The organism is Streptomyces coelicoflavus (genome assembly GCF_045041415.1).
Taxonomy (GTDB): Bacteria; Actinomycetota; Actinomycetes; order Streptomycetales; family Streptomycetaceae; genus Streptomyces; species Streptomyces coelicoflavus.
This window is the reverse complement of record NZ_CP108218.1, coordinates 758,000-778,963: the sequence shown is the minus strand read 5'-3', so window position 1 is coordinate 778,963 and position 20,964 is coordinate 758,000. Positions and strand designations below refer to the sequence as shown.

Below are 20,964 nucleotides of genomic sequence, written 5' to 3'. Positions count from 1 at the left end.
GATCCGGCCCGGTGCGCGGACACTTCGTCGCGGCCGGCAGGTCACGGCCCCCCCGCTCAGCCGACCGCAGCTCCCGTCACCGCCCCCGGCGCGACAACCACGCCGCGACCACCGCACCGGAGACGTTGTGCCAGACGGAGAACACCGCGGCCGGCAACGCCGCCAGGGGGCTGAAATGGGCGGTGGCCAGCGACGCGGCGAGGCCCGAGTTCTGCATGCCGACCTCGAAGGCCATGGCACGGCTGCCGGGCTCGCCCAGCCGGCCGAGGCGCCCCGCGCCGTAACCGAGGGCGAGTCCGAGCCCGTTGTGCAGCACGACGGCGACGAGGACCAGCCCCGCGGCCGACTTGATGGCGTCCGCGCTGCCCGCCACCACGACCGCCACGATCACGGCGATCGTCAGCGCGGACAGCCAGGGCAGTGCCGGCAGCGCCCGCCGGACGTACCGTCCCGCGAGGAGCCGTACGACGACGCCCGCGAGGACCGGCAGCAGCACCGTCTTGAGGATGTCGGTGACCATGGACCCGGCGTCCACCGGCAGGTACGCGCCGGCCAGCAGCAGCGTCAGCGGCGGGGTGACCAGCGGAGCGACCAGCGTGGAGACGGTCGCGACGGAGACCGACAGGGCGACGTCGCCGCGGGCCAGGTAGGTCACCACGTTGGACGCCGTACCGCTGGGTGCGCAGCCCACCAGGATCACGCCCGCGGCGAGCTGGGGCGGGAGGTCGAGCAGGTGGGCGACCGCCCAGCCGAGCCCCGGCATGATGACGTAGTTGCGACCAGACCCAGTGCCACCGCCCAGGGACGCTTCACGACTCCGCGGAAGTCCTCCGGGGTCATGGTGATGCCCATGCAGAACATCACGACACCGAGCAGGTACGGCACCGCCTCGCTCCACCCGGTGAAACTCCCGGGGAGCAGCAGGCCGAGGGCGCCGGCCAGGAGGACGAGGACCGGGAAGACGGTGACGGCACGCCGCGCGGAGCGGTCACCGCTCGCCTCGCCGCCGAGGTGCCCGGTTCCGTCGGTTCGGTCTGTTCGGTCTGTTCGTTCGGTTCTTTCGCTACGCACCGTGCGAGGTAACGCCCGGTGGGCGGGGCGGCGCAAAGCCGTCTCGTCATGTGATCGCCCGAGCGGGTGGCCGGCTGCTTCGTCCCCTTACCGAATGCGGTAGGCTTGACCAGCGCGATCACGGACAACGCCGATTATGGACAACACGGATCGCGTACCGGGACGTGGCGCAGCTTGGTAGCGCACTTGACTGGGGGTCAAGGGGTCGCAGGTTCAAATCCTGTCGTCCCGACGGTTTGCGAAGGGTCTTCGCGGGCGGAAGCTCGCGGAGACCCTTTTCACTTGGGTACGGGCCCCGCCCCGCCCGGTCTCCTCGGACGAATGGCCGTGTCCGCCGCCCCCCAGCGGCGGACACGGCGTGGGCCGCGGAACGTCCGCCCTCCCCCGAAGGAGACGTTCCGCGGCCGGCCCCCGGCGCCGGTCCGTGACCACGGCGCCCGGGCGTCTGCGAGCCGTGCGGTCACCAGTACATGACCGCCGTCTCGCCCGCACCCCACGAGGAGTACAGGCGCACCCGGACGACATAGCGGCGGCCCTTGACGAAACGGGCCCTGATCGTGGCGTTGCGGGGGTCTCCCCCGTCGTCCTGTCCGGTGAAGTAGCGGGGCACGCCGTCCCGCTCCTCGAAGACGACGACGACGGCGTCGCTGTCGCCGAAGGTGCCCACGGTGTACTCGCGGGTCTCCGGCGGATCCACCCGGAAGTCGGCCTGCTCGCCGGGTCCGAGACCCAGTGGCACCGAGCGGAAGGGCACCAGCGGACCGGGCCGGCCGGCGGGCGGGTACCAGCGCAGGGCGAACTCCTTGTCGGCGGCGGAGAGGACACCGGGCGGTCGCAGACCCGAGCGGTAGTGCTCGGGCTCCAGTATCAGACCCGACGGGAACGGGTACTCCATGATCGACTGCGGGTCCCAGACGGGGCCGTTGGCCTCGTCGTCGTCGAGCTTGCGCAGGATGTTGTGGAAGGTCCGCTCCCGGCTCCAGTGGTTGGGCGGGCCCGCCAGCTCGGCGTAGACGGCCTCGTCGTCCCAGAGGATGCCGGCGAACGGACTCTGGTGCTCGTGCAGCATGCCGAGCGCGTGCCCGATCTGGTGCAGGGCCGTCGCGCGTTCACCCGGTGCGGTCAGGTCCCAGCCGAAGTTCATCGTACGGTCGTTCAGACCGACCCGGAGCGCGTCCTTGCCCACCGCCGACCAGGACCCGTCGCCGGGCTGGAAGCCGATGCGCAGCTCCGCCTCCGACCGGTCGCGGACCTCGGTGAGACCGAGCCCGATGCCGAGGTCCCGCCACTCCCGGAAGCAGTCGCGCACGACGTCCCGCTGCTCCTCGGTCCCCACCCACGAACCCCGCCGGGGCCGGCCGGTGCCCGGCATCGGGACCACCGAGGCGTCGATGTCGCCGCCGAGGAAGCAGTAGTGCAGCACGGTTCCGTTGACCCACATCCGCTGCCCGCCGACGAGCGCGGCGGCCCGCTCGGCGGCCAGCCCCGGCGCGAGCACGGGGGCGGGCTGCCGCGCGAGCGAGCAGTAGCGTGCGGTCATGGTCGCCAGCGTGCCGTCCGGGCCGCCCCCGGCGCCTGAGTCGAGGGGTACTCAAGTCACCCTGTATCAAGGATGAGTAGGCCGACTCATGTTCCCGTGACGACTGTGACGACTTCTCCGCGGGACACGAAGGCGCTGGACGCCCCCTGGCCGTTCACCGGGCGGGCGGACGAACTCGGGCTGGTGCGGCGGTCCGTGGCGGCCGGACGGAGCGGCCTCGTGGTGACGGGCCCGGCCGGTGCGGGCAAGACCAGGCTCGTCACGGAGGCCGTACGCGGCGCGGACTGCGCCAGGGCCGCCGGGACACCCGAGACCCGGGACATCCCCTTCGCCGCCTTCGCCCACCTGCTGCCCGAGACCGTCACCCTGCACCGGGCGGTCCACCTCCTGTCCGGCGTACGGCTGCTGCTGGTCGACGACGCCCATCTGCTCGACGACTCCTCCGCCGCCCTGCTGCACCAGCTCGCCGTGCACGGCCGCACCCGTCTCCTGGTCGTCGCCACCGACGGCGTCCCCGCACCGGACGCCGTGTCGCGGCTGTGGTCCGGGGAACTGCTGCCGCGCCTCGCCCTGGCACCGCTGCCCCGCGAGGACACCGCGGAACTCCTCGCGGCGGGCGCGGACACCGCCCTGGAGCCGCTCACCGTCGACCGGCTGCACCGCCTGAGCCGGGGCGACCTGCGGCTGCTGCGTGAACTGCTGACCGCCGTACGCCAGGAGGGGCTGCTCGTGCCGGTGCCGGGCACGGACCAGCGCGCGTGGCGCGGGCCGGTGCCGGTCACCCGGGCGGTACGGGAGCGCACCGCCCGGGTCCTCGACCGGGTCCGCACCGAGGAGCGGGAGACCCTCGACCGCCTCGCCTTCGCCGAGCCGCTGCCCCTGGACCCGGACCTCGACGCCCTCGACCTGCGGACCCTGGAGGACCTCGAGGCCGAGGGCCTGGTCACCGTTGACGGCGACGGTGCCACCCGTCTCGCGCACCCGCTGCACGGCCCGGTGCTGCGTGCCGCCGCGGGCCGGCTGCGGGCCCGGCGCCTGGCCCGCACCCCCGACCGCACCGGGCCCGCCCTGGAAGCGGAGCGGGCCCTCCTCGCCCTGCGCGTCGAGCAGGCGGACGTACGGCCGGTCGAGACCCCGGTGGGGGACTGGCTGGCCGCCGAGGGAGCGCCACTGCCGGCCGCCTACCCGGCGCTGCGGGCCCGCTACGCACGGCTGGGCGGCCGGCTGCGCGACGCCGCGGCCTGGGCCCGCGCGGGCCTGCGGGACGGTCACGACGACGCGGCCTGCCGCGACGAACTCGCCCTGGCCGTCGCACAGTCGGGCGACGACCCGGCAGGGAGCGGCGGTACGGCGGGAGCCGGCGCCTCCTGGGCCGCCGCCGCGCGCGGTGACCTCGCCGAGGCGGTCCGGACGGCCGTCGCGGGCGACCCGTACGACGCCGTCCGGTTCGGCGCGCCCGAGCGGGTGACCGGCCGGCTGACCGGGGCCTTCGCCGCGCACGCCGACGCCCTCGCGCGCCGGGACGGACCCGCGCTCGACCGGGTCGCGGAGGAACTGGAACGGCGTGGCTTCCTCCTGTTCGCGGCCGAGGCGAGCGCCCAGGCGGTGCCCGCCCACCGCGACCCCCGGGCCGCCCGCACCGCCCGTACCCGGGCCGCGGCCCTCGCCCGGCGCTGCCAGGGCGCCCGCACCCCCGCGCTGTCCGGCCTGGTGCTCGGCGAACTCACCGCCCGTCAGCGGCAGATCGTCACGCTCGCCGCCGCGGGCCTGAGCAACCGGCAGATCGCGGAGCGGCTCACCCTCTCCGTCCGCACCGTCGGCAACCACCTCTACGGCGCCTACACCCGCCTCGGCGCGGGCGACCGAGGCGCCCTGCCCTGGCTGACGGACCTGCCGGAACTTCCCGAGCCGCTGCCCGCCTGACCGGACGGCCGGGGCACCCAATACCTCGGGCCAGTACGTCGGGCCAGTACCTCGGGCCGAACCCTCGGGCCAGTACCTCGGGCCGGTGTCTCAGGCCGCCCCGAACGCCGTGAACGCCCACCCCGTCGCCTGGTGCACCGCGTCGCCCGGCAGCGAGGCCCGCGCGTCGCGCAGCGCCTCCGCCAGGGACAGGCCCGCGTCCAGCCCCTTGTGCAGCGCGAGCATCAGCGGCACCGCGGCGGCGTCGTTGACCGGCGCGGTGCACGCCACCACCCCGGCCGTGCCCAGCGGCAGCAGCGCCGTGACGAGGCCGAGCAGCTCGTCGGCGCCGACCGACGCGAAGCGCGCCGTGTCGCAGCAGGGCAGGATGATCCGGTACGGGCTGCGGTCGAGCCGCTCGAAGTCGTGCACGATGAGGGGCCCGTCCGCCATCCGCAGCGAAGAGAACAAGGGGCTGTCGGCCCGGAAGGTCCCGTGCGCCGCGATGTGGGCCAACGCGGCCCCGTCCAGCTCCCGCAACACCCTGGGCACCCGCGCCGCGTCCTCCTCCAACACGGTGGGCCCACTGCGCGGGACCGGGGCGTCGGGGACCTGTGCCGTGCCCGCGCGCGGTGAACGGCCGTCCGCGGCGCGCTCGTTGGCGCACGGCTCGGAACCCGGCGCGCCCTCGCCTCTTGCCGCGGAGGCGCTCCCCGAGCCGGCCGTCACGGACGCCTCCCCCTCACCCACCGTCGAGGCAGGAACCCCACCGTCGGTCGTCCCGGGCCGGGGTCCGTCGTCGGTCGCCCGGTTCCGGGGCGCGGTGCCGGCCGACCCGCCGGGGGTCCCGTACCCGTCGCCCCCGGTCGGCGGGCGCCGGGCCTCCCCGGCCGCCGGCGTCCGCGCCGCCCCGTACCGCTGCACGAGTTCCGTGATCTCGGCGCCGCCGGTCGCCAGGCCCGGGCCGCGGACCAGGACCTGACGGCCGCCGGGCGGGGGAGAGGTGTCCCGCGCGCGCAGCCAGCTGCTCGCCGACGGCGACACGCTCAGGACCCGTTCGCGCAGGGCGGGCAGCAGGGCCCACGGCACCCGGTGCAGGCGGCCGGGCGGGACCACGACGACCGGCCCGGAGCCGAGGTGCGCCGCGGCGGGGCCCAGCAGCAGGTGCTGGAGCCGCGCGCCCGCGGCCTCCATCAGCGGCAGCCGCGCCTCGGCGCCCGGATGCGCCAGCCGCCGCAGACCGGCCTGTACGTGCTCCGCCTCCGCCTCCGCGTCGGCCAGCAGTCCGGCCTCGAACCGCCGCACCCGCCCCTGCCCGCACAGCAGCACCTGCACCCGTCCGTCGAGCACCGCCAGCTCCACCAGCCGCACGTCGTCGCCCAGCCGTCGCAGCAGCCGGCGAACGTCGAACCGGTCGCCGTCGTCCGGTGCCTCGCCCCGCATGTGCAGGGTGCGGGAGCGGATCTCCCGTTCCAGGCGCCGCTGTTCGCGCTCCAGCGCGGGCGCGGGCCGGCCGCCGTCCGACCGGGCCTCCTCCGCGCGGGCCGCGAGCTCCCGGAACGCCGTCATGGCGGTCAGCAGCACCGGATCGGCCGGCGGCCGGGTCGGCGGCGCCGACAGCACCGTAGCCCGCCAGCGCTCGCTCCAGCCCAGCAGCCGCCGCGGCCCGCCCGAGACCAGCGACGCCCGCTGCGCCAGCGCCGCCAGCTCCGCGCCCTGCGCGGTGGCCCGGGCCCGCAGCTCCGAGGCGCCCAGCGTCATCCGGTGGTCGTCGAGGACGTCCAGACCGCGCCGGCAGGCCTCCAGCACACCTCGAGCCGACCCGGCCGCCCGCGCCCGCAGCGCCTGCGCCGCCCAGCCCGTCATCCGCGCCAGCGGCGGCCCGCCGTGCCGGCTGCGCGCGGCCACCGCCAGATGCCGTTCCGCGTCGGCCCGCCAGCCGAGGTCCAGCGCGATCCGGCCCGCCAGCAGCGAGGCCTCCGGCGCGGCGGGCGCCCCGAAGGCCGCCAGCCGCTCCGCCACCGCCGCCGCGTCCGCGACCAGCCGGCCCGACCCGCGCCCCGTGGCGACCCGGGCCTCGAGCAGCACCAGCCGGGCGTGCGTCTCGTACCAGGTGCGCCGCTGCCCGGCGAACAGCCGCACGGCGACGGCGGCGCGCGCGAGCGAGGTCTGCGGCTCTCCCGCCAGCCGGGCGGCCCGCGCGGCCACCAGGAGCAACTCCGCCTTGCGGGTGGACTGCCCGCCGATCCCGTCCAGCGCCGCGACCGCCGCGTCCGCCTCCGCCAGCGCCTCGGTGGCGAGCCCCGCCGCCATCAGCACCTCGCAGCGCCGGATGGTCAGCATGAACGTCGGCGTGCCCAGCTTCGCGTACCGCTCCGCCGCCTCGTCGAGCAGCCGCAGCGCCGCCGGCACGTCACCCGACCGGAACGCCGCGAGCCCCCGGCTCTCCACCGCGTCGGCCTTGTCGTGCTCCTGGCCCGTGGTGTCCCACAGCGCCTCCGCCGCCGTGAAGTCGGCGTCCGCCCGCTCCACCGCGCCCTGGGCCAGGTGCACGGTCGCCCGCAGGGTCAGCGCCCGCGCCGTCCAGATCACGTCGTCCACCTGACGCAGCACCGGGATCGCCCGCCGTACGTCCTCCAGAGCCTCGCCGTGCCGGCCGAGCACCCACCACACGTACGCCCGCCGGTACAGCACCCGCGCCCGCGTGTGACCGCTCCCGCGCGCCACGCCCCGCTCGAACGCCTCCAGCCCCGCCCGCGTACGCCCGGCGTGCACCAGCGCGACCCCGAGCGTGGCCAGCACGTCCGCCTCCCGCTCGGCCGACTCCGCGCGGGCGGCGAGGTCGCGGGCGCGCCGCAGATGGGCCAGGGCCCGCCGGGTGTCGCCGAAGTCCCGCTGCCAGATGCCGATCACCTGATGGGCGACCGAGGCGTGCAGCGGCGAGGGATCGGCGCCGAGCACCTCCTCCGCCCGCGTCAGCGCTTCGCCCGGGGCGGCGAACACCATCGGCAGCAGTTCGAGAACCGAGTCGTTTCGCGCTGTCACCCCACGGATGGTAGTGCTCCGGAACCACGCCACACAGGTTCGAGTCTGTATCAATCGGCCGCCCCGGGACTCTGATTGACGACCGCAGCCACCACCCTGGTCACGACCGCGGGCCCACACCGTCGTCACCGCCGCCGGCTCAGTGGAGGACAAGCATGGCACCACACCGATTCCGCGAGCAGTTCGACCAGATCCAGCGCTCGATGCCGGACGTCCCGTTGGCGATGGGCCCGGACGACTCCGCCGAGTTCCTGTACGAGAAGGGCGTCGTCCTCGCCCGCGACGGCGAGGAGGCCCGCCTCGTCGAGGACACCGTGCGCGACCACTTCACCACCATGTCCGACCTGACACCGGACCACGTGCGCCGGGCGAGCCCCGAGACCAACCGCACCGGCATCACCCGCATCCAGGTCGCCGACCCGGCCGAGGGCGACGGCGGCGGCGATCCCACCGTCGCCCACGCCCTGCGCTCCCTGAGGACCATGGAGGGCCGCGCGGGCCGCCGGCTGATCAGCCGCAACCACGTCGTCTCCATCGCGGTCAACGCCTGCCCCGGCGACGAACCCGTGCCCGTCCCGCTGAGCGAGCCGCCCAACCCGGCCCCCGACGGCGCGCCGTACGACGCCGAAACCGCCGTCGGCGTCCTCGTCGTCGACACCGGCCTCATGCACGACTACCGGTCCTACCCGCTGCTGGCCCACACCGAGGGCGACGCCCAGATCAGGGAGTGCGACGACGACGGCGTCCTGTGCCAGTACGTCGGACACGGCACCTTCATCGCCGGACTGGTCGCGGCCGTCGCGCCCAACACCGACGTGACCGTCCGCAACACCCTCAACGACGCGGGCGCCATCCTCGAGTCCGAGCTGGGCGAGAAGCTCTTCGAGGCCGTCGACCGCGGCGGCTGGCCCGAGATCCTCAGCCTCTCCGCCGGCACCTCCAACGGCCGCACCGACGGACTGCTCGGCGTCCACGCCTTCATGGAGGAACTCCGCGACCAGGGAACCCTGTTGGTGGCGGCCGCGGGCAACAACGCCAGCGCCACCCCCTTCTGGCCCGCCGCCTACGCCACCCTGCCCGGCTGGGAGAACTCCGTGCTGTCGATCGGCGCACTGCGCTCCGACGGCGAGTTCGGCGCCTGCTTCAGCAACCACGGCGGCTGGGTGCGGGCCTACGCCCCCGGCGAGCGCCTCACCAGCGCCCTCACCGGCTTCGGGACGCCCGTGCCGTACGTCTACCAGCACTCCACCTACGACGCCTGCCGGTACGGCTTCGCCTACGCCTGCACCTGCCAGTACCCCCGCCACAGCGGAGTGCTGAGCGAATCGGGGGAGGCGCCGGCCAAGCCGGACCAGGTGATGTTCGAGGGGCACGCGCAGTGGAGCGGCACCTCCTTCGCCACCCCGGTGGTCGCGGGTCTGGTCGCCTCGCACATGACGGCGCACAAGGAGACCGACCCGCGCGCGGCCGGCCGGCAACTGCTCGCGGCCAACACCGAGTACGCCGAGGTGCGCGGTGCGCACGTGCCCGCGCTGTTGCCGCCCACCTGGCACCCGCTCTCCGTGGACCCGTCGGCCGGTGGGTCGTGAACGGCCTGATGGCGGTCGGAACCACCCGCTCCACGGCGTACGATGGCACGTCGTACACGAGGGGTGGGACCGTGGACCGTGCAGATGTCGGGGCGCTCGTCCAGTCGGCGGCCGACGGGGACGCGGCGGCCTGGAAGTCACTGGTGGACGGGCTCGGCCCGCTCGTGTGGTCCGTGGCCAGGTCGCACGGGCTGTCCGACGCCGACGCGCACGAGGTGTACCAGACCGCCTGGTTCCGCTTCGCCCAGAACCTGGGCCGGATCCGGGAACCGGAGAAGACCGGCTCCTGGCTGGCGAGCACGGCGCGGCACGAGTGCCTGAAGCTGCTCAAGGCCTCCAGGCGGTGGACGCCGACCGACGATCCACAGCTGCTCGACCGGCCGAGCGACGACCGTACGCCGGAGGAGTCGGTGCTCGACTCCGAGGAGGCCGCCGCGCAGACCGAGCGCGTACGGCTGCTGTGGCAGGAGTTCGAGGAACTGGGCGAGCGGTGCCGCCAGTTGCTGCGGGTGCTGATCTCCTCGCCACCGCCCAGTTATCAGGAGGTGTCCGCCGCGCTGGGTATCGCGGTGGGCAGCATCGGGCCGATGCGCCAGCGCTGTCTGCGCCGGCTGCGGGCCCGGCTGGAGGCACGGGGGACGAAATGAGCGACCTGAACGACGAGTACGACGAGCAGGACGAGCGCGCCGCGTACGGTGAGCGCGACGGCGAGCTGCACGACGGTCTCCTGGAGGAGGAACTGCGGCAGGCCGCCGCGATCCTGGACCCGGTCCCGGCCGAGCTGCGGCGCGTCGCGGTCGACGCGTTCGCCCTGCACGACCTGGAGGCCCGCGTCGCCGAGCTGACCTTCGACTCGCTGGTGGACGCCATCCCCGTCAGGGGCGAGTCGGACCCGCCGCGGATGCTGACCTTCAGCACGGACGGGGTGACCGTCGACGTCGAGGTGACCGCGGACGGCATGATCGGCCAGCTGCTGCCGCCGGGCCCCGCCGGTATCGAGGTGCTGAGCGGTCCGCGGGCACACGCGCGGCTGACGGCCGACGCCATGGGCCGGTTCACCGGCGAGGCCCCGCCGGCCGGACCGTTCGCACTGCGGCTGCGGACCGGCCGGGAGGTGGTCGTCACTCAGTGGCTGCGGGCCTGAGCGCACCGCCGCCCCCCTTACCCGGGTCTACCAGGTGCAGGGCAGCGTGCGCGGGCCCCTGATCATGGTCTTGCGGCGCCAGGCCACCTGGTCGGCGGGGACCGCCAGCCGCAGCCCCGGCAGCCGTCCCAGGAGCGTGTCGACGAGCAGTTCGGTCTGCATCCGGGCGAGCACGGCACCCGTGCAGAAGTGGTGCCCGTTGCCGTACGCCACGTGCGGGTTGGGCTCGCGGTCCAGGTCGATGCGGTCCGGGTCCGGGAAGACCTCCGGGTCGCGGTTGGCGGCCAGGTAGGAGACGTACACGGGTTCGCCCGCGGCGATGCGCGTGCCGTGCACCTCGACGTCCTCCAGGGCGATGCGGGCCAGGCCCACCGAGGTGCGGTGCGAGATCCAGCGCAGCAGCTCGTCCAGGGCCGTGCCGCGCGCCTCGGGCCGCTCCCGCATCCGCGCCATCAGCTCCGGGCGGGTGAGCAGCAGGTACAGCATCTGGCCGACGTTGTGGGTGACGGCCTCGCCGCCGATCTGAAGCGGCCCCGCGAGCCCGACGGCCTCCGTCTCGCCGACCTCGCCGCGGCCCACGGCGGCGCGCAGCATGGAGTACACGTCGTCGCCGTCGCTGTCCGCCCGGGCGCGGACGGTCTCGGTGATCCACCCGTACAGGCCCTGTTTGGCCCGCTCGGCGGCCTCGGCGCCGCCGGAGGTGGAGATGATCTGCCGGGTCCAGGAGTGCACGCGCTCCCGGTCGGCGGCCGGCACGCCCATCACCTCGCTGACGACGGCGATGGGGAAGGGTTCGAGCACCCGTTCGACCAGGTCCGCGGTCGGCCCCTCGGTGAGCATCCCGTCGACCAGACCGTCGAGGATCTCCTGCGCCCGGGGCCGCAGCCGCTTCGTGGCGCCCACGGTGAACGCCCCCGCGACCGCCCGCCGCAGCCGGTTGTGGTCGGGCTGGTCGGCGAAGGCGAGCGAGCCGGGGCGGGGCTTGAAGTGCGGGGCGAGACGCGTGATCCGACGCTGTGTCACCTCGGCCCGTCCGAAGCGCGGGTCGTTGGTGATCGCCTTCACGTCGTCGTACCGCGTCGCCAGCCAGGCCCAGCCCTCACCGTGCGGGAGCCGGACGCGGTTCAGCGGCCCCTCGCGCATGAGATCGGCGAGGACCGGGTCGAACTCCGGGCCGTCCAGGTCGAGGGCGGGCCAGTCCCGTACCGGGGGCGGCGACTGGCCGGTGAGCGTCGTGGTCTCCTGCGTCATCCCCCCACCCTCGCCGCGCACCCACCCGGCTGTCGCGCGGAAGTGCTCCAGCCGGTGGGCGGTGGCCGGCGGGGCGGAGGCCCGGCGGGTCAGGCGGTCACGGAGTCCACGAGGGCCGCGAGCGACTCGGCGAGCCGGGACAGCCCCGGCCCGGCCGGACCACCCGGCTCGGTCATGTAGGTGTCCCGGCGGATCTCCACCATCAGCGCGCCGACCTCGGCCCGCCGCCCGTAGAAGTCCAGCGGCACGTAGGTCCCGCCGAACGGGCTGTCCAGACCGGTCTCCCCGCACGGGGCGAAGGCCTTCCGGGCCGCGGCGAGGAGCCCGGGCGGCGTGTGGAACGCGTCGGTGCCCAGGCAGACGGGCGGGCGCGGCCCCTCGCCGTGCAGCTCGTAGGGGAGCGGCTCGGTCGGGTAGGAGTGCACGTCGATGATCACGGCCCGTCCGGTGGCCGCGAGCCGGTCGGCGACCGCCTCGGTCATGGCCCGCGCGTACGGCCGGAAGTACCGCTCGAGCAGCGGCTCGGGGTCCGTGCCGTCCGGGCGCAGCACCTCGCGGTGCGAGGTCCGGGTGTACACGGCGCCCATCCCGACGGCCGTCATCTCCTCCCGCTCGTCCGGGAACCGTTCCGGGTCGACCACCAGCCGCGACGCCCGGTTCACGAACCGCCACGGCGTGAGGCCGGCCAGTTCGGCGGCCCGCCCCGCGATCTCGGCGGTGTGCGAGTCGGTCATGTGGTCCAGCTCCCGCTCCAGCTCCGTGTCGGACAGGACGATGCCGGGCCGGACGTCGGCGGGGACCGTGCGGGAGGAGTGCGGCACGTGCAGGAGCACGGGAGAGTGCGGGGCACCCGGCAGCAGTTCGAAGGCGGGCGGGGCGTCGGTCACGGGGCGGCTCCGAGGGCGTTGTCAGTGGGGTGCGGCAGGATCACGGGGACGGTACCGGGCAGCGAGGACAGGGGGCTTCATGCCGATCACCAACCAGCGGGTGGCCGCACACCGGTTTCTGGCGGGACTGTACGAGGACGACTACTTCCCGGACGGGGTGGTGGACCGGGGCCGCGACATCCTGCTCCGGCTGTGCGCCCGCGTGGAGGCGGACCGGCCGGGCGACCTGACGGCGCTCTACACGCTGACCCATGCGGCCACCGAGGAGTTCAACGAGCTGGAGGCGGCCTTCGAGGAGGCGGGCAGCGAGATCGAGACCACGGCCCGGGAGGAGATCGGCGAGGACTTCTGGTTCGTCGCCCAGGCCTACGGTTTCGCGGACGCCGACCCGGAGGAGTTGATCGCCCCACGGGAGTGGTGAAGAGGCGGCACCCCGCCTCCGAGGGGACGGAGACGGGGTGCGGGGGTCCGTGCGGGCCCGGGGAGGATCAGGCGAAGGACGCCAGCGCCTCGTTCCAGGTGGCCGACGGGCGCATGACCTCGGCGGCCTTGGCCGGGTCGGGCTGGTAGTAGCCGCCGATCTCGGCCGGCTTGCCCTGTACGGCGTTCAGCTCGCCGACGATCTTCTGCTCGTCGGCGGTCAGCTTCTCGGCGAGCGGGGCGAAGGCCTTGGCCAGGTCCGCGTCGTCGGTCTGCTTCGCCAGCTCCTGCGCCCAGTACAGGGACAGGAAGAAGTGGCTGCCGCGGTTGTCGATGCCGCCGACGCGACGGGTCGGGGACTTGTCCTCGTTGAGGAAGGTCGCCGTGGCGCGGTCGAGGGTGTCGGCGAGGACCTTGGCCTTGCCGTTGCCGGTGGCCTCGGCGTACTGCTCCAGCGACGGCACCAGAGCGAAGAACTCGCCCAGGGAGTCCCAGCGCAGGTAGTCCTCCTTGACCAGCTGCTGCACGTGCTTCGGGGCCGAGCCGCCGGCACCGGTCTCGAAGAGGCCGCCGCCGGCCATCAGCGGGACGACCGACAGCATCTTGGCGCTGGTGCCCAGCTCCAGGATCGGGAACAGGTCGGTCAGGTAGTCGCGCAGCACGTTGCCGGTCACCGAGATGGTGTCCTCGCCGCGGCGGATGCGCTCCACCGACAGCTCGGTCGCCTCGACCGGGTTCAGGATCCGGATGTCCAGGCCCTCGGTGTCGTGCTCCGACAGGTAGGTCTTCACCTTGGCGATCAGGTTGGCGTCGTGGGCGCGGCCCTCGTCCAGCCAGAACACGGCCGGGTCGCCGGTGGCGCGGGCGCGGGTGACGGCCAGCTTCACCCAGTCGCGGATCGGCGCGTCCTTGGTCTGGCAGGCGCGGAAGATGTCACCGGCGGAGACGGTCTGCTCCAGCACCGCGTTGCCCGCGGCGTCCACCAGGCGGACCGTGCCCGTGGTGGGGATCTCGAAGGTCTTGTCGTGGCTGCCGTACTCCTCGGCCTTCTGCGCCATGAGGCCGACGTTCGGGACCGAGCCCATGGTGGAGGGGTCGTAGGCGCCGTTGGCGCGGCAGTCCTCGATGACGGCCTGGTACACACCGGCGTAGGAGGAGTCCGGGATCACGGCGAGGGCGTCGTGCTCGCCGCCGTCCGCGCCCCACATGTGACCGGAGGTGCGGATCATGGCCGGCATGGAGGCGTCGATGATGACGTCCGAGGGCACGTGCAGGTTGGTGATGCCCTTGTCGGAGTCGACCATGGCCAGCTCCGGGCCCTCGGCCAGCTCCGCGTCGAAGGACGCCTTGATCTCGGCGCCCTCGGGCAGGGACTCCAGGCCCTTGTAGATGCCGCCCAGGCCGTCGTTCGGGGTGAGACCGGCCTTGGCGAGCACGTCGCCGTACTGGGCGAAGGTCTTCGGGAAGAAGGCGCGCACCACGTGGCCGAAGATGATCGGGTCGGAGACCTTCATCATCGTGGCCTTCAGGTGCACCGAGTAGAGGATGCCCTCGGCCTTGGCGCGGGCGACCTGCGCGGTGAGGAACTCGCGCAGCGCGGCGACGCGCAGCACGGAGGCGTCGACGACCTCGTCCTTCTTCACCGGCACCGACTCGCGCAGCACCGTGGTGGTGCCGTCGTCGCCGACCAGCTCGATCCGCAGGGTGCCGTCCTCGGCGATCACCGCGGACTTCTCGGTGGAACGGAAGTCGTTCTCACCCATGGTCGCCACGTTGGTCTTCGAGTCGCCGGTCCAGGCGCCCATGCGGTGCGGGTGGGTCTTGGCGTAGTTCTTCACCGACGCCGGGGCACGGCGGTCGGAGTTGCCCTCGCGCAGCACCGGGTTGACCGCGGAGCCCTTGACCTTGTCGTAGCGGGCGCGGACGTCGCGCTCCTCGTCGGTCTTCGGGTCGTCCGGGTAGGCCGGCAGCGCGTAGCCCTGGCCCTGCAGCTCGGCGATCGCGGCCTTGAGCTGCGGGATGGACGCCGAGATGTTCGGCAGCTTGATGATGTTGGCTGCGGGCGTCTTGGCCAGCTCGCCGAGCTCCGCGAGGGCGTCCGGGATGCGCTGGTCCTCGGTGAGGTACTCCGGGAACAGGGCGATGATGCGGCCGGCCAGCGAGATGTCGCGGGTCTCGACCGCGACACCCGCCTGCGAGGCGTACGCCCGGACCACCGGCAGGAACGAATACGTCGCCAGGGCCGGGGCCTCGTCAGTGTGTGTATAGATGATGGTCGAGTCAGTCACCGGGTGCTCCGCTCCACGTCTGCAACATTGCTCGACATCAAGATATCTCGTGATCGACCGCGACTCGACAGGGGTGGCCGGGAGATTCCGGCCACCCCTGGGTCCGCCGCCGGGTCCGCCCCGGTCAGAGGAGCGGCGCGACGTCCTCGCCCGCCCGCTGCTGCGGAAGCACCACGGACCCCTGCTGGAGCGCGACCGTCCGGGCGGGCGACGGGATCCGGATGCCCTCGGCCCGGTAGCGCCTGTGCAGGCGCTTGATGAACTCGTGCTTGATCCGGTACTGATCGCTGAACTCGCCCACGCCCAGGATCACCGTGAAACCGATCCGCGAGTCGCCGAAGGTGTGGAACCGGATGGCCGGCTCGTGCTCGGGCACCGCGCCGCCGACCTCCGTCATCACCTCGGCGATCACCTCGGTCGTCACCCGCTCCACGTGCTCCAGGTCACTGTCGTAGGAGACCCCGACCTGGACCAGGACCGTCAGCCGCTGCTCGGGGCGCATGAAGTTGGTCATGTTCGACTTCGCGAGCTGCCCGTTCGGGATCACGACCAGGTTGTTGGAGAGCTCGCGGACGGTGGTCTGGCGCCAGTTGATGTCCTCCACATAGCCCTCCTCGCCGCTGCTGAGCTGGATGTAGTCACCCGGCTGCACGGTCTTCGAGGCGAGGATGTGGATGCCCGCGAAGAGGTTGGCCAGCGTGTCCTGGAGGGCCAGCGCGACCGCCAGACCGCCCACGCCCAGGGCGGTGAGCATCGGCGCGATGGAGACGCCCAGCGTCTGCAGCATCACCAGGAAGCCGATGGCCAGCACCAGGATCCGGGTGATGTTGACGAAGATCGTGGCCGACCCGGCGACCCCGGACCGCGACACCGTCACCGTCCGCACCAGACCGGCCACCACCCGTGCCGCCGTCACCGTCGCCACGAAGATCAGCAGCACCTGGAGCACCTGGTTGACGCTGTGCTGCACCGTCCGCGTCAGCGGCAGCGCGGCCGCCGCGCCGGCCACCCCGCCCGCGACCGCCGCCCACGGCGCCATGGTGCGCAGCGCGGCCACGATCACGTCGTCGCCGCCCCAGCGGGTGCGCCCGGCGTGACCCGCCAGCCAGCGCAGCAGCAGCCGCAGCAGGAACGCGCCCAGCAGACCCGCCCCCAGCGCGATGCCGGCGGGCAGTAGGTGGTCCATCGTCGGGTCCTCGGTCACCGGCCGCCTCCAACGGAATGTCTACGGAATGTCCACGGGATGTCGGGGATGCGCGATCCGGCGGAACCGCAAGGCAGTTCGACCGGTGCGCGGGCTCATCCTGCCGCATCCCGGGCGGTGTTCCGTACCGCCCCGAGGAGCGGAACGGGGCGTTTCAGACGATGCCCTCGGCCAGTTCCGCCTGCTCACGGTCGTCGCCGTAGGCCGCGGTCGTCGGGGTGCCGTACGAACGGCGGGCGACGAACCACCACACCGTGGCCAATACCAGTACGACGACCAGGGCCACGACGGCGTAGTTCATCGTGTCGACCGTCACCGGGGACGACTGGGGGAGGCAGAACAGCACGGTGACCAACGCCACCCACACCACCGCGACCCACCCGACCGGCCTGCTCCACCGGCCCAGGTTCCACGGCCCCGGCGTGAACCGGTCGCCGGCCCGCAGCCGCAGCAGCACCGGGATCGCGTACGCCGGGGTGATGCCGATGACGTTGATGGCGGTCACCGCGCCGTACGCGGTCGCCGAGTACAGGGACGGCAGGGCGAGCAGACAGGCCACCGCCACCGACAGCCACACCGCGGCCACCGGGGTCTGGGTGCGGGCGGAGACCTTGCGCCACAGCGACGAGCCGGGCAGGGCGCCGTCCCGGCTGAACGCGAACACCATCCGGCTCGCGGCCGCCACCTCGGCGTTGCCGCAGAACAACTGCGCCACGATCACCACGAGGAGCAGCGCGCTCGCACCGTCCGTGCCCAGGGCGTCCAGGAGGATCTGCGCGGGCGGCACCCCGGTCGCGGTGTCGCGGGTCGCGTCGTAGTCCTGGATCGCGAAGGTCAGCCCGGCCAGCAGCACGAAACCCGCCAGCCACGACACCCAGATGGCCCGCACGATGCCGCGCGCCGCCGACACCGAGGCGTTCGAGGTCTCCTCGGAGAGATGCGCGGAGGCGTCGTAGCCGGAGAAGGTGTACTGCGCGAGCAGCAGGCCGATCGCGGCCACGTACAGCGGGTTCTCCCAGCCGGTGTCGTTGACGAACTCGGTGAAGACGAAGGACGGCGACTGGTGGTGGTCGGGGACGATCACCAGGGCGCCGACGATCAGCGCGACACCGGCCAGGTGCCACCACACGCTGACCGAGTTGAGCACGCTGACCAGCCGCACGCCGAAGAGGTTGAGGGTGGCGTGCAGCAGCAGGATCACGACGAAGATCAGCATCGTCTTCTCCGGCGTCGGCTCGAAGCCCCACTGGAGGTTCAGGAACGCGCCCGTGAACAGCGCGGCCCCGTAGTCGATCCCGGCGATCGCGCCGAGCAGTCCCAGCAGGTTCAGCCAGCCGGTGTACCAGCCCCAGCGGCGGCCCCCGAGCCGGTCGGCCATGTAGTACAGGGCGCCGGACGTCGGATACGCGCTGGTGACCTCGGCCAGCGCCATCCCGACGCACAGGACGAACAGGCCGACGCCCGCCCAGCCCCACAGCATCACGGCGGGCCCGCCGGTGCCCATGCCGAAGCCGTACAGGGTCATGCAGCCGGACAGGATCGAGATCACCGAGAAGCTGATCGCGAAGTTGCCGAAGCCGCCCATGCGGCGGGCCAGCACGGGCCGGTAACCGAGTTCGCGCAGGCGCTGTTCCTCGTCGGTGGCGGACGGTTCAGAGGGTCGGGACATGGCAGACCTCCGGGGACGGAAGGGTGTGGGGGTGCGGGGGTCGGTGGGCTGACGGGGACCGGTGGGGCGACGGGGGAGACGGGGCCCGGAGTGGGGCGTCAGGGGCGCCCTCGGGACCGGCCCCGGCCGCCGGCGGCCGCGCGGCTGCGCGTGCGGGCCTGGAGGAACACCTCGACCGCCCGCCGCGCCGAACCGTCGCCCGGGGTCCGGCAGGCCCACGGCAGTGGAGTCCAGTAGGGGCCGAGTGCGTCGAACACCTGGTTCGCCTCCCGGAACCGGAGGGCGCCCCACAGCGCGTGGGCCAGGTGGTTCAGGTCCGGCAGGGAACGCTCGTCCCGAGGGCAGAGCGTGAACCAGGAGTCGAACGCCTGCCCCGCCTCACGGGTGGCGTCCTCCGCCACCCAGTGCAGCTCCAGTGCCGCCTCCCGCGCGCCCGAGCGGCGGTAGCGCTCCACCCGCACGTACAGCGGCAGCAGGTGCAGCGCCGAGCCCGGCGGCGCCGAACCCGCCGCCCAGTGCGCGAACCCCGCCGCCCGGGCGAGGCGTTCGGAGCCGCCGCGCGGATACAGGAACTGCAGCATGCGGTGGTGTGCCTCGCGGTTGTACGGGTCCCGCTTGCCGGCCTCGGCGAGCAGGCCCCACGGCCCGGAGGGCAGCATCGGCTCGGGCGGCGCCATCCGGTGCTCCTCCCAGCGCTGCTCCTCGTCCAGCCGGGCCAGCGCCAGCAGGCACACCCACGGCACCGGGTCGTACGGCGCCGAGCGCGTCGCCGCGTCGCAGGCGTGCCAGGCCTGCAACCACAGCTCGCGGGTGCGGGGATGGTCCTCGCGGTGCGCCCGCAGCGCGCGCTCCACGACCACCCGGGCGTGCATCACCGCGGCGGCCACGCTGTGCGGCTCCTCCGCGAGCCAGGCCCGCACCACGTCCGTACCGGCCGCCGAGGCCGCCAGCACCTGGGTGCGCCGCGTCCACTGCGACCACGAACCGGTCTGCTCCAGCAGGATGCGCATCGACATCCAGCGCCCGGCCCGCACCTCCTGGAGGGCGGAGCGCAGCGCCGTGTCGTGGCCGGCGGGATCGTAGGCGGGCTGTGCTCCGTCTCTGGCCATCACGCGCCCGCTGTCGGGAGCGGAACGGGCCGGATGGCAGCATGGAGTAACAACAGCCCTCCCCGGGGGCGGTGGTGCGTTGGTCGAGCGGTCGGCGCACACTATAGAGGCGGAGGTTCCGCCTCTGTTCGGTTTTGGCGCAGCGCGGCACGTCCGTTGCCACCAGCGGGAACTGACTGGCAGTCAGCCACCCTTGACGCGGTGTGTCCACGGAGGCAGGCTGGCGTGCAGTGATCGCCGAGACCGTCGGCGCCGGAGCCGGGAGGTGCGCGATGCCGGACGCGGTGCTCGCCGTCGACCAGGGCACCTCCGGCACCAAGGCGCTGGTGATCTGCCCCGAACGCGGCGTCATCGGCACCGGATTCGCCGAGGTCCGCCCCCGCTACCTGCCCGGCGGCCTGGTGGAGGCGGACCCGGAGGAGCTGTACGGCTCGGTCGTCGACGCCGGGCGCAGGGCACTCGCCGACGCGGCCGAACCGGTCACCGCGCTGGGCCTGGCCAACCAGGGCGAGACGGTGCTCGCCTGGGACCCGGACACCGGCCGCCCGCTCACCGACGCACTGGTCTGGCAGGACCGCCGCGCGGAACCCCTCTGCACCGAACTCGGCCATCACTCGGACGAGTTACGGCAGTTGACCGGCCTGCCCCTGGATCCGTACTTCGCCGCGCCGAAAATGGCCTGGATACGACGGCACCTCACCCGCGCCGGCCATGTCACCACCTCCGACAGCTGGCTGGTCCACCGCCTCACCGGCGCCCACGTCACGGACGCGGCGACCGCCTCCCGCACCCAGCTCCTCGACCTCGACCGCGCCGAGTGGTCGCCCCGCGCCCTGGAGCTGTACGGCCTCGGCGGCGAACGGCTCCCGGACATCGTGGACAACGCCGCCCACGTCGGCACGACCAAGGCCTTCGGTCCCGAACTGCCGCTCACCGGCCTCGCCGTCGACCAGCAGGCCGCACTGCTCGCCCAACGCGTCACCGAACCGGGCACCGCCAAGTGCACCTACGGCACCGGCGCGTTCCTCCTCGCGCACACCGGCGGCACACCGAGGCGGGGCGCCTCGGGGCTCGCCGCCTGCGTCGCCTGGCGGCTCGGCGGACGCACCGACCACTGCCTGGACGGCCAGGTGTACACGGCCGCCTCCGCAGTGCGCTGGCTCACCGACCTCGGCGTCATCACCGGCGCCGCCGACCTCGACCCCGTGGGCGCCGGGGTCCCCGACGCCGGCGGCGTCACCTTCGTCCCGGCGCTGGCCGGGCTCGCCGCCCCCTGGTGGCGCGGCGACCTGCGCGGCTCGCTCACCGGTCTCGGCCTGGACACCACCCCCGGGCACCTGGTGCGCGCCCTGTGCGAAGGCCTCGCCGCCCAGGTCGCCGAACTCGCCGACGCGGCGGCCGCCGACCTCGGCGCCCCCGTGACCGTCCTGCGCGTCGACGGCGGCCTCACCCGCTCCGCGCTCCTCATGCAGACCCAGGCCGACCTGCTGCAACGCCCCGTCGAGGTGTCCGCCCTGCCGGACGCCACCGCGCTCGGCGTCGGCGCCCTCGCCCGGCTCGGCGCCGACCCGTCCCGCACCCTCGCCGAGGCACTGCCCGCCACCGGCCCCACCACCGTCTACGAGCCCCGCATCACCGCCGACGAGGCCACGGAGCGCCGCACCCGGTTCCGCACGGCGGTCGTCGCGCTGCTCGCCGGGGAAAAGGCATGAGGAGCTGCCCCCGGTCGGGCACGACCGGGCTCGTGGCTGCCCCACCGGGTTCGGGCGTGCCGGACACCGGGCGGTGCGGCCACCGGTCCGGCGCGCGTCGCCCGGGCGGGACCCGGGCCGCGTCCGCCCCGCC

Annotated in this window: 14 protein-coding genes, 1 tRNA gene and 1 pseudogene; 7 read left to right on the top strand and 9 right to left on the bottom strand. The window is 73.9% G+C overall.

Annotated elements, in window-relative coordinates:
- Window positions 1-76 precede the first annotated feature (76 nt).
- A pseudogene (locus OHA99_RS03565) lies at window positions 77-1,071 on the bottom strand (bile acid:sodium symporter family protein).
- Window positions 1,072-1,229: 158 nt separating this feature from the next.
- Between OHA99_RS03565 and OHA99_RS03560 the strand changes: the two are divergent.
- A tRNA-Pro gene (locus OHA99_RS03560) sits at window positions 1,230-1,303 on the top strand.
- Between the two features lie 228 nt (window positions 1,304-1,531).
- On the opposite strand, the gene OHA99_RS03555 is transcribed toward OHA99_RS03560, so the two are convergent.
- Complete coding sequence (locus tag OHA99_RS03555; protein WP_153176785.1) at window positions 1,532-2,611, bottom strand: hypothetical protein; 1,080 nt, start codon at window positions 2,609-2,611, stop codon at window positions 1,532-1,534.
- A 72-nt stretch (window positions 2,612-2,683) separates the two neighbouring features.
- Between OHA99_RS03555 and OHA99_RS03550 the strand changes: the two genes are divergently transcribed.
- A complete protein-coding gene (locus tag OHA99_RS03550; protein WP_366471451.1) occupies window positions 2,684-4,534 on the top strand; it encodes a LuxR family transcriptional regulator in 1,851 nt (616 codons plus the stop codon).
- Between the two features lie 90 nt (window positions 4,535-4,624).
- Here OHA99_RS03550 and OHA99_RS03545 read toward each other — a convergent pair whose 3' ends face one another.
- On the bottom strand, window positions 4,625-7,519 hold the full coding sequence (locus tag OHA99_RS03545) for a CHAT domain-containing protein (protein WP_381499327.1): 2,895 nt from the start codon (window positions 7,517-7,519) through the stop codon (window positions 4,625-4,627).
- Window positions 7,520-7,713: 194 nt separating this feature from the next.
- Here OHA99_RS03545 and OHA99_RS03540 point away from each other — a divergent pair, with 194 nt between their 5' ends.
- From OHA99_RS03540 to OHA99_RS03530, 3 genes are all read left to right on the top strand, one after another.
- Window positions 7,714-9,147: a S8/S53 family peptidase gene (locus OHA99_RS03540; protein ID WP_405693973.1), complete on the top strand. Its 1,434-nt coding sequence runs from the start codon at window positions 7,714-7,716 to the stop codon at window positions 9,145-9,147.
- A 71-nt stretch (window positions 9,148-9,218) separates the two neighbouring features.
- The gene (locus OHA99_RS03535; RefSeq protein ID WP_042822734.1) at window positions 9,219-9,794 is read left to right on the top strand and encodes an RNA polymerase sigma factor; all 576 of its coding nucleotides are present in this window, start codon (window positions 9,219-9,221) and stop codon (window positions 9,792-9,794) included.
- Entirely contained in the window at window positions 9,791-10,291 is a 501-nt protein-coding gene (locus tag OHA99_RS03530; RefSeq protein ID WP_164381448.1) for a hypothetical protein, read from the top strand. Before OHA99_RS03535 ends, OHA99_RS03530 begins: the two co-directional genes overlap by 4 nt.
- Before the next feature lie 27 nt (window positions 10,292-10,318).
- Here the strand turns inward: OHA99_RS03530 and OHA99_RS03525 are convergent, their stop codons facing one another.
- Both OHA99_RS03525 and OHA99_RS03520 read right to left on the bottom strand, forming a co-directional pair.
- Window positions 10,319-11,542 (bottom strand): cytochrome P450, encoded by a 1,224-nt coding sequence (locus OHA99_RS03525; protein ID WP_405693968.1) that lies wholly within the window; start codon window positions 11,540-11,542, stop codon window positions 10,319-10,321.
- Between the two features lie 89 nt (window positions 11,543-11,631).
- Window positions 11,632-12,429 carry an N-formylglutamate amidohydrolase gene (locus OHA99_RS03520; protein ID WP_153176779.1) on the bottom strand — a complete coding sequence of 266 codons (798 nt, stop codon included), beginning with the start codon at window positions 12,427-12,429 and terminating at the stop codon, window positions 11,632-11,634.
- Window positions 12,430-12,508: 79 nt separating this feature from the next.
- On the opposite strand from OHA99_RS03520, the gene OHA99_RS03515 reads away from it, so the two are divergent.
- A complete protein-coding gene (locus OHA99_RS03515; RefSeq protein WP_153176778.1) occupies window positions 12,509-12,850 on the top strand; it encodes a DUF5713 family protein in 342 nt (113 codons plus the stop codon).
- A 67-nt stretch (window positions 12,851-12,917) separates the two neighbouring features.
- Here OHA99_RS03515 and OHA99_RS03510 read toward each other — a convergent pair whose 3' ends face one another.
- From OHA99_RS03510 to OHA99_RS03495, 4 genes are all read right to left on the bottom strand, one after another.
- The gene (locus OHA99_RS03510) at window positions 12,918-15,137 is read right to left on the bottom strand and encodes an NADP-dependent isocitrate dehydrogenase (RefSeq protein WP_405693964.1); all 2,220 of its coding nucleotides are present in this window, start codon (window positions 15,135-15,137) and stop codon (window positions 12,918-12,920) included.
- A gap of 124 nt (window positions 15,138-15,261) precedes the next feature.
- Window positions 15,262-16,323 (bottom strand): mechanosensitive ion channel family protein, encoded by a 1,062-nt coding sequence (locus tag OHA99_RS03505; protein ID WP_405698888.1) that lies wholly within the window; start codon window positions 16,321-16,323, stop codon window positions 15,262-15,264.
- A 172-nt stretch (window positions 16,324-16,495) separates the two neighbouring features.
- Window positions 16,496-18,010 carry an amino acid permease gene (locus OHA99_RS03500; protein ID WP_153176776.1) on the bottom strand — a complete coding sequence of 505 codons (1,515 nt, stop codon included), beginning with the start codon at window positions 18,008-18,010 and terminating at the stop codon, window positions 16,496-16,498.
- Window positions 18,011-18,108: 98 nt separating this feature from the next.
- Window positions 18,109-19,119 (bottom strand): hypothetical protein, encoded by a 1,011-nt coding sequence (locus OHA99_RS03495; RefSeq protein ID WP_153176775.1) that lies wholly within the window; start codon window positions 19,117-19,119, stop codon window positions 18,109-18,111.
- Between the two features lie 272 nt (window positions 19,120-19,391).
- Here OHA99_RS03495 and OHA99_RS03490 point away from each other — a divergent pair, with 272 nt between their 5' ends.
- On the top strand, window positions 19,392-20,831 hold the full coding sequence (locus tag OHA99_RS03490) for an FGGY family carbohydrate kinase (protein ID WP_153181655.1): 1,440 nt from the start codon (window positions 19,392-19,394) through the stop codon (window positions 20,829-20,831).
- The last annotated feature ends 133 nt before the right edge of the window (window positions 20,832-20,964 follow it).